Here is a 9,750-nt window from a genome sequence, read left to right as displayed (position 1 = left end):
GGCCGGCCAGACCTGCCCGATCGCCTCGGGCAGACCTTTGAGGCCGTCGCAGACGAGCATGCAGACGTCTTCGACGCCGCGGTTTTTCAGCTCGGTCAGGATCTGCAGCCAGAACTTTGCGCCCTCACCGCCGTCGCCGGCCCACAACCCGAGGATCTCGCGCCCACCCTCGCAGGTCACCGCAAGAGCGACATAGATGGGCCGGTTGGCGACCTTCCCATTGCGGATCTTCACGTGGATGGCGTCGAGGAAGATCACCGGATAGACGCTGTCGAGGGGCCGGTTCTGCCATTCAGTCATCCCGTCGATCACCTTGTCGGTAATTGTCGAGATCGTCTGTTTGGACACCTCGGCGCCATAGACTTCGCGCAGATGCGCCGAGATCTCACCGTGAGTCAGCCCTTTGGCAGACAACGACAACACCATGTTCTCCACCCCGTTCAACCGGCGCTGGCGCTTGCGAACGATCTGCGGCTCGAAACTCCCCTCCCGGTCACGCGGGACGTCGATCTCGACCGGACCGACATCGGTCACTACTGTCTTGGCTCGGGTTCCGTTGCGGGAGTTGGGTGTTCCACGCCCGGCCGGGTCGCCGTGCTCGTAACCGAGGTTGGTGATCTCGCCGTCGAGGGCGGATTCGACCACCAGCTTCGTCAGCTGGGCCAGCAGCCCACCTTCGCCGGTCAGCTGCAGCCCGCTGGCGCGGGCCTGGGCGACCAGCTCGCCCACCAATTCGGTGTTCAGGTCCGTCTTCGCCTGCTTGCGCTTGCCCACCGAAGCAGTATCGGCCACATCGACCATTGTCGTATCAGACATCAAGTGCCACTCCTTGATTCGGAGTTACACCGTTGTTTGTACAGTCCCGACATCCGCCGCTGGTCAAGCCATTGTCGTTGTTTTCCGCACGACTACTACCGGAACCCCGGTTAGGTGAATAGTCGTTCGTAAGATTGCTGTGCTATGGCCATGTTTCGGCGAGATGCTTGGTCATCGGAAAATCGTTCGATGTGGTCGGGAATATCGCCCCCGGTGAGGTTCGCGAGCAAAGCCTGCTCAAGGCAGTATCGGCTGAGGTGGAAAGCGAAACTGGCGATTGTTTCGCAGGTGCCGGTTGTGATCGGGCCGCCGTGGATAGCGGAATTACGTACGCGGCGAAGGCGGTCCAGGTGGCGGTCGAACCGCCGGTCGATTGCTTCCAGTTTCGCGTTGAGTACGGTACCGGACTCGAAGGCGCCCGCTACCTCGGCCAGGGCACGGTGTAGCCAATGGTTGGCGAAGATATCGCGGAGCGCGGCGGCGTGACCGATTGCCGCAAGAGGAATTAGCTGGTCTGCCTGGCCGTTCCATTCGTGGAAGTCGTTCGTCAATCGCTGCAACTCCTCGGGCGGCTCTGCAAACGGTTCATTGGAAGGAGTGTTCGCCGCAGTTGCTTCCATCACGGTGTTGACGAATTCGACGAGTTGAACGTGGGAGACCGCGTTGCGGAATCGTTTGCTCAGAAACGTCGTCCAGTCGTGACCACCCGCCCACGCGGTCACGTGTTCGAGCGCTCGGACAGCGGCCATAACCAACTCGACTGGCCCGGTATCCCATGCGCTGGTCAGTGCCGAACGCAAACTCAGCGCGACCTTGACCTGTTCGATGGTCGCGATGCCCGTGATTGTGGTTATGGCGCCGACATCTTCGAGACGGTGACCGATGTCGTCGATGTGGCGACGAGCCTGTCGGGCAGCTGCACTTGTTTGGGGCCAGGTCCCGCCGCGTCGTAGTTTCCCGTCGATATAGACGGTTTCGCTGTGGTGCAGATGCCAGGTGCCGGGGAGCGGGTCGGTGATTTGGACCAATGTGGCGGCGATCGCTCTCGCTTGTGACACCGCCAGGTGCAGCGGGATAGCGTCCAAAGATACGCGGACGTAGACGATTCCGGGATCCTCGTCCCACCGGATCTCCTCGTCTGTGCCAGGGTTTCGTATGGGGGTAGCGAGTTCGGGTGGCCTGAATTTCAAGGCAGAACTGGAATCGACACGGCCGACGAGCGGACCCAGTAGTTGTGCGGCATAGAGGTTGATGTTGCCGTGCGCGATCTCCATCTGTCTTATGTGGGCGCCGTCGAAACGCAGCCATACCACGCAGTCGCCGGTCGGAGTCGGGGCGGTGAGTACGGCTTCGCATAGGGCCAGCTTCTGGAATGGACGGAGTGGTTCGGATTCATTGATCACGAGATCCTGCTTCTTGTCCGCAGTGAGGAGACTGAGGAGATGTTGGGGGGCCGCGTCGCTGTTGTTCAGGATCTCGGCGCACCGGCGAACGATTTCATCTGTGCTCTGGCGGCGCAGTTCGATGATCGCTAACCAACATTGCCTGCGGGACTCCAGGCAGTCGGTGTGCCTGGCCGTGCTCTGAGTCTCCTTGATCATGTCCTTCCAGGCTGCGATCACCGCTGGGTCGGAGACGGTCGCCGCGAGAAGGTTGTCGACCGCTGCCGCTGCCGCGGCGCGTGCATGTTCATCGAGTTCGTGCTTGCCGTTTATCTCCGTGAACAGACTGTCCAGTTGAGTTTCGAGGGTACGGTGCTCGTTCTGCAAGAACCTTTGCAGTCGAGGGCCAGTGAGGCGGAAGCTCTCCTTATAGTCTCGAATCGCCGATTGCCAGTCGCGGTGTTGGATCGGTTGGAAGTCGCGTGGGTCGTGGAGCCATGCCAGCAGTTCCACGGCGGCGTAGGGGACCGGCATCACATCGGTGTAGACGACAACCTGCTCGTTCAGAATCGCGACAAGTTCGCTGAGCCATCGCTCGTCCTCTGGGATGGTCACTCGCACCTCGCTCGACTCGGGAGATAGGAACAGGCAGATGGAAGGATATGTCCAGGGTGTGCCGATACCACCAGGGTTCGGCCCCGATCGCGGTCGAAATTTTCCTTGCGGCTGCTGCGCGGACTAGCTCGCTCGGTCCGGCTACATTTTGCCCAACGTATGGCTGGCAAGCGGCCACCACGTTCCGTGATCAGGGCATGAACATCGGAGTAAGCGAGGGGGCGAACGACCGGGGCATTGCGCAGTCGGAGGTGGTAGTCGGCAAGTCCACCTCTGCAGGGCTTGCCTAGCCTGACGGCCCAGAACGTCCAGCGTCTTGACCACCTACGACACAGGGGATTTGAGGCATCGATCCGCATACGGCGCCGGGGTCCGCCGAGCGCGTGCAATTTGTTCGGGAGAACTTACAGCCCTGTGTCGGGCTGATCGACATCCAAACCGGCCTCAGTGTCGCGGCTGGCGGCGTGCACGGCATGGGGCTCGATCGTGTCACGGGTCCGTAGCTGCTCCTCGCGGCGGCGTTGGTCGGGTGTGAGTTCGTCTCGCCGTTGACGTTCTGTGTCTGCGGCGTCGAGTTCGTGCTGCCAGCGTTGCTTCAACTGTGCGGCGTGTTCGGCGGTTGCGGCGACTCGCGCAGCGGACTCGTAATCCGGTGCCGGAGTGGTGGTTGCGGGAGTGGGTGCGGTTTGGTGGAGGATGCGGTCCCATCCTGGTTCGGGGCCGGCTTGGAGTACGGCGTCGCGGTGGGCTTCTCGCGCGGCGCGGCGTGCGTCTGCGAGTTGTGCCTCGAGCTCGCCATGTGTGCGGGTCAGGTCCTTGAGTTCGGTTTCGAGACGGCGGCGATCGCTGCGCGCGAGCCGCGGGGTCGCTTCGATCTGGTTGTTGGTGTCGCGGATCGCGGATCGGTTGGCGTGCAGTCGAGTGCCGGTCTCCTGGAACGTGTCTCGAGCCTCGCGGGCGGCGGTGATGGCGGCCAGGATCTGGTCGTGCTCTTCGGCGGGGGCGGTGTTCGCGTCACCCGGGTGCGGGGCGTCGGTGAGGATCGCGTCGGTGTCGGCGAGTTCGATGCGCTGGCGCAGGTCTTGTGCGTGCGCGTCTAGTGCGGCGTCGGTGAGCGTGAACAGCGGATCGTTGTCCGCGACAGCGGCTTCGGCTTCCGCGCCTGGTGGGTGTTCGGTTGCGGGGAGGTTGTCGGCGACCCATTCGGCGATCGCGACTCGGACTCTGAGCCTGGGGGAGTTGCGGAAGTCACGCCGAAGCAGCCCGCGAGCGTTCTCCGGGCCGTGGGTGTCGGCGATGAACTGGCAACGAGCGCGTAGATAGTCCGCGGGCGCGTGGTCGGGGATGCCGGGGCGTCCGGCCTCGCGGCAGTCGGTGCACAACCCGGCATCAGCGGTGTGGCGCTCGAGCGAGAGCATCATGCCGGTGTCGGCGACAGGTCGTTCGAGCATGCACGCCACACATGCCAACCCGCGCAGATTCTCAATGTTGGGCTCGAATGGTCCGCCGTCGTACTCCTGGCGGTCGCCGGTGAGTCGCACAGGCCGCGGGGGTTTGCGGCGACCCCCATTTTCCGCTGCGGTGACGGTCTCCTGCTCTCTTTCGTGGTGCCGAGGTTCGGTGCCTGTGGTGCCTTCAGAAGGTGCAGCGTCGGCGACATCGCCAATCTCGGCTGATGGCGCGGGCGACGGTGTCGTGTATTCGTCGTGGGTGGAGCGGTCGTCGGGGGAGGGCTGGGTGAGATAGCGGTCGGGTTGTTCGGCGAAGTAGTCCTCGACGATCCTCGAGGCGCCGCGCTGCTGGTCGGCGGGGACGCGTCGGCGGGGATCGATGCGGGATCTCGTCTTGCGTTGAGGATTCCACTGCCGGACTGGATCGCGTGCGGGGTCGCCGGGGTGATGGAGTCCCGGATCCGTCTCGGGGATGTGTTGCAAGATGAGCTCGCGATGTTCGGGTAGGTCACGAGCCGCGGCACGCAGCCGGCGCTGCGCTTCCGGGAAGGGATACTGTTCGAGGGTTTTCAGGATCCGGCGTTGTGTACGCCGCTCGACGTCGTCGGCAGGTGGCTTCCACTGCAGTTGTGACACATCCACTGGCGGCGCAGGGATGGGCGATGGAGCCGGTGATATGTCGCTGGATGCCGTGGTCGGCCGGTATACGCCTGGATCGGTCACGGGGATACACGCGCGGATGAGTTCTCCCAGGTGCGGGTTGTCGCGGGCGGCGGCTTGCAGGCGCGCCTGGGCGATGACCCATGGATAGCTTTTGAGTGTGGCTTCGACCCGCATCACGGTGCGGCGTTCCTCGTCGGTGGCCTCGGCCCACACGCGCGACAGTTCCATCGATCCGTTGCGGTGCGCGCCAAGCCGGAACAACTCGGCGACGACAAGGATGCCCTCGGCCAGCGGCGGTGCTGGTGTGGGATCGGCGGGTGGGGGCTCGGGTTCGGACATGTCGGTGTCCTCCGGCGCAGGGACGGTTTCGGCGGCGGCGTTCTGCGGATCGGGGAATGGCGGCTCGGCGGCCGGGGGCGGTTCGGCCGGGTGTGGTGGCGAGGTGGGCACGTGGTGGACGATGGCGTCGATGCACCAGGCCAGCGCGGTCGTGAGCTGATCGGGCCGTACGCCGCCGGTGGGTCGGTCGGCGGCGAGCAATTCCCCTGCGGTGGTGAGGATGTCAATGGAGGTCCAGGCGGTCGCTGTGGCGATTTCGGCCGCTTCGACCGCGGCGACCACTTGGGGCCATGCGGGATCGTTGATGATGCGGTCGGCGAGATCGGGCCCGAACACGTCGATCAGCGCGGGGATCCAGTCCGGTGTGAGTGTCGATGCACCCGCCAGTGCGGCGGGGTCGAGGTTCAGACGTGACCACAAGGCGGCCGCGGCGAGCTCGTCGGGCAGCGGCCGTTGTTGGGCGGCGGTGTCGAGCATGGCTTCGACGTCGATGCCTGCGAGGGAGGCTGTTTCGAGGCGGTCGGCCAGGATCGGCCAGAACGGATCGGCGAGTATGCGCGCTTCGATGCGTTTGATGACCGGTTCCCATGTGGTGGTCGCCAGGTGGATGTCGCCGATGGCATCGGTCACGCGTGCGTCGAGTTCGAGCTGGTGGCGTCGCTCGACAGCGGTGTAGCGCACGGGCCCGGTGGTGCGGGTGTCGGCGGCTTGGATGTGGTTGGCGGCGCGCCACACGGCCAGGTCCGCGATCAACCGCGGATCGGCGCCGAGCAGGGGCCGCGCCCACGCCGGTGCTGTGAGGGGAGTGAAATCGCGGACGGTGGCGCGGATGGCATCGGCGAGATCGGTGATGATGCGCACGCGGGCATCGAGGAACGCGGCCACAGTGGCATCAGCGCGTACCTCGTCGGGAATGGCGGGCAGCCATGGCAGCGGTCCCGGTGCGCGGGAGTGAGCGCCGGAGGGGTCCAGGCGCCAGTCGAGGACCGCGGCAACGTCTTTGGCTGTGGCGAGTTCGCGGGAGGCGATGGCGTCGGCGAGTTCTGCGGCCGGGTCGCTGCCGTTGAGGGCGAGGGTGGCGAGGTGCTGGCGCAGCACCGGCCAGGCGGGGTAGCTGGTCAAACCCGGGTACAGGTGTTCGGCGGCGGTGTCGATCTCGTGCATGGCTTCGGTGCCGAGCGCGTGTTCGATCGCGACACCGAGGGCATCGGTGTACACGTCGGTGGCGCGTCCCAGCCGGGTCAGCGGGTCGAGGGCGTCGCGGAGTTCACGGACAGCGGAGGTGTGGGTGCGGTCGCGGCTCAGGATCGCGACGAGAATTTCCAGCGCGGTGCGCGGGTGGGCGGCGAGGTCGGAATAGAACGCGCCTTCGTTGCTGCCGTCGAGGGTGGTGGTCAGATACAGGTAGTTGCCCAGGCGGCCGCGGGTGAGCGCGACATACAGCTGTGCGCGGGACTCGTTGCCGCGCAACACCGTATGGCAGGAATCGGCGGTGATGCCTTGTACTGAATCGATCGTCGACGCGTACCCGAGCCGCACGTGCGAGCGGGCGTACTCGGGCGGCAGGACCACGCTGACGCCGCTCGCGCGTCCCTTCTCCAGTCGGGTGGCGGTGATGCTGCCGTCGGCTCTCACCGTCGTCACGAGCCATCGGTAGCCGTTGCGCACGTAGTCGCCGGACTGCCCGACGGTGAGGCGGCGTTCGTTGCTGGTGGTGCAGATCGTGTCACCGGCCGACACCGATGAACCGTCGGGCAGCTCGATTTCGGGTCCACGCGGGGCGGTGGTTGTGGCGAGTCGGTCGGCGCGGGCGCGCTGGTTGAGCTCGCCCACGATGACGTGGGTGGGCGCGAGCAGGACCGCGTCGCGGCCGGCGGCGATGTCGCTGGCCCAGGCGGTGTAGGCGGCGTCGATGACCGAGGCGGGACTGCCCGCGTGCACGCGGCCGCGATCGAGGTGGAAGCCGAATCCGGCTGGATCCCCTTCTCTCAGTAGCAGGGTGGCGGTGGCTTCGGCCGGTTCGGCGAAGCGGACGACGTTGCTGAGGGTGATCGCGTCGGCGGCCTCGATGATGTCGGCGGCCGCGCCGCCGTCCCCGATCGCGGGCAGCTGTTCCAGGTCGCCGAGGAATCGCACCGTCGCGCCCCGCATCATCAGAAACGTCATGGCCTGCAACCGCTTCGGGTCGACGATGCGGACATGCTCGTCGATGATCACCAACGTCCGGTTGTCGATGTCGAGCACCCACTGCGGCAAAGACGCGACCGGGTCGGGGGACTCGGCGAGGCGTTGTGGGGTCGGTGTGTGCGCGTCGAGCACGGCCAACAACTTGTCGAGCGTGTCTGTGCGGGCACGGATGTCGGCGCCGAGATCGTGAGCGGCTGCCGCGGTGGGCGCCAAACCGAGCACTGTGCCGCCCTCCGAACGCCACGCATCGGCGAGCACACCCATCGCAGTGGTCTTGCCTGTACCGGCGGGAGCATTCGCGACATCGAAACGACGGCCCGAGGTCGCGAAGCGAGCGATGACCGCGATCTGGTCCTGGTTCAGGCGCAGACCACCGTGGGCAGGATCACGGTGATACGCGCGCACCGCGTCCTGGACCGCCGCTGCAGGCACGGCCCGGGCACCGGTGTCGTTGAACAGCTCGACCAGCCGCGCTTCCACGGCCAGGGTCTGGGGTGTTGTGTAGGACTGCGACGCGACGGTGCTGTAGACGCTGGAGCCGTCGCTGCGCCGGTAGATCGCCGGCACCTGCCGCAGTTCCGGTTGCGCGGCGATGTCGGGGTCGCCGCGGGCAATCGCTCGGTTCGGTGCCAGTACTTGCGAGGTGATGCGGGCGGTCACCTCCGCCCACTGCTGCGGGGCGGTGATCCGGCCGCGCACAACGCGTTCGGTTTCGCTGCGAACATGCGGGTACTGCCACGTCGCGCGTTCACCGGACACGGTGGCGATCACCTCGTCGGCCCGCTCGGCGATCCACTGACTGTCGATGACAGGAAAACTCAGCAGGCGTGGGTGCAGGGCCTGGGCGAGCATGCGCGTCACACGCTCCGGGCTTCCGAGTACCGCGACGGCGTCGTGCCACCATTGCTCACGCTGCTCGGCCAGCGACCGGTGGGCCTTTTTCGCGGGCCTGGTGTCCAGCGTGGCTTGCTGGGTGATTTTGTGCAGCTCGTCCGGGCGTGGCTCACGCCCGTGGGCCTGCTCGAACGCCGCAGCAAGCTCGCCGGTGCGGGCGGTGATCGCGGCGACCCGTTTGGACCAGAATTCGACCAGTTCGGGTGCGATGCCGACGATCTCGCGCACCGGCCGCTTTCCCGGATCGCTGGTGGGGACCGGAGCGAACTCGATGCGATAGTGCTGGCGGTCGGCGTCGCTGAACCGGCGCAGCAGCTCGATTTCCAGTGTGGTGTTGTAGATTTCGCTGGCCGAGACAGCGAAGCGATAGAACATCGTGCCGTCGAGAGTGCGCCACGATCCCTCGCTGGTGCGCACGCGGTTGGCGACGACGATATGGGTGTGCAAGTTGGGGTCGCCCGCACGGGAGTCTCGATGGTCGAATACCGCACACACCAGTCCGTCGACCTCGACCTGGCGAACACCGTTGCGGCCCAGCCGCGAGAAGGTGGCGTGATGCTCGAGGAATTCCACCGCGGTCGCCATCGCGGCTTGATGAGCGTCGGCGATCTTTTCCGACACCTCACGCGGTGCCAGCGCCCACAACGCCGACACGCTCTTGACCGGCGTGAAGGTCCAATCGAAGCCCGCGACCGCATTGATCTGAAGCCGTGAGTTCCGCGCCACCCACCCCGACAATTCCCGCTGGTCCAACGGCGGCCGCGAGAACTGTTCGCGGAACATGGTGTTGGCGATCCCGGTACGGATCTGCGAACGCACCTCGTCCGGAATCGCCGTGCGAGTGGGCAACCCCAGGTCACCGTTGTAGTCGGCGAACGCCATCGCACATCGTTTGCGAAATTCGCTGGCACCGTCATAGATACGGAAAGGGGCCCCGAGCATCGCCGCGCGGTCGGCGGCGAGTATCGCGTGGCGCCGCCGGGCGCCGACCTTCACCTCGCGTGCGATGACACAGTCGCGGATCTCGTTAGCGTTGGGGTGATGGCCCTGACCGAACAACGCTCGCATCTGGTCCTCGGTCACCGGTGAGCCGGCTTCGACGGCCGACTCGTCGATCGTCTTGTCGCGGTAGGTGACTGTCAGTCCCGCCAGGCCGGACCCGTACCAGCGGCCCGGTGCTTCACCCTTGCTCGAGTAATAGTCGCTCAGTCTGGTGGAACCGCGAGCGGACACGTCCTGCTTGGCGACTTGCTGTGTGTAGTACAGGTATCCGTCGCCCGCAGAAATCTTGTGCAGGGTCGCGACCACCATTCCATGACATGCCAATCGCACCTAAATAGCCAGGAATTCGTTTGATACCATTGGTATTAATACTCATGGTATGAAATACGCGTTATTCAAAA

At 65.4% G+C, this 9,750-nt stretch carries 3 protein-coding genes; all 3 read right to left on the bottom strand.

All coding sequences use genetic code 11. The annotated features are described in order from the left end of the window. A partial coding sequence (locus tag NA3_RS34780; RefSeq protein ID WP_174561134.1) for an IS256 family transposase occupies nt 1-801 on the bottom strand: 801 nt, incomplete at its 3' end. Nucleotides 802-926: 125 nt separating this feature from the next. Further along, nucleotides 927-2,813: a hypothetical protein gene (locus NA3_RS34775; protein WP_062969123.1), complete on the bottom strand. Its 1,887-nt coding sequence runs from the start codon at nt 2,811-2,813 to the stop codon at nt 927-929. Between the two features lie 404 nt (nt 2,814-3,217). Continuing rightward, nucleotides 3,218-9,658: a MobF family relaxase gene (gene mobF, locus NA3_RS34770; protein WP_062969122.1), complete on the bottom strand. Its 6,441-nt coding sequence runs from the start codon at nt 9,656-9,658 to the stop codon at nt 3,218-3,220. Nucleotides 9,659-9,750: the final 92 nt, after the last annotated feature.

This window comes from Nocardia africana NBRC 100379 (genome assembly GCF_001612635.1).
In the GTDB taxonomy this organism is placed as follows: Bacteria; Actinomycetota; Actinomycetes; order Mycobacteriales; family Mycobacteriaceae; genus Nocardia; species Nocardia africana.
This window is presented reverse-complemented; position numbering and strand designations above follow the sequence as displayed.

Excerpts from the sequence above, each read along its gene's own strand:
- mobF (WP_062969122.1), bottom strand. The coding sequence starts at position 9,658 with ATGGTGGTCGCGACCCTGCACAAGATTTCTGCGGGCGACGGATACCTG.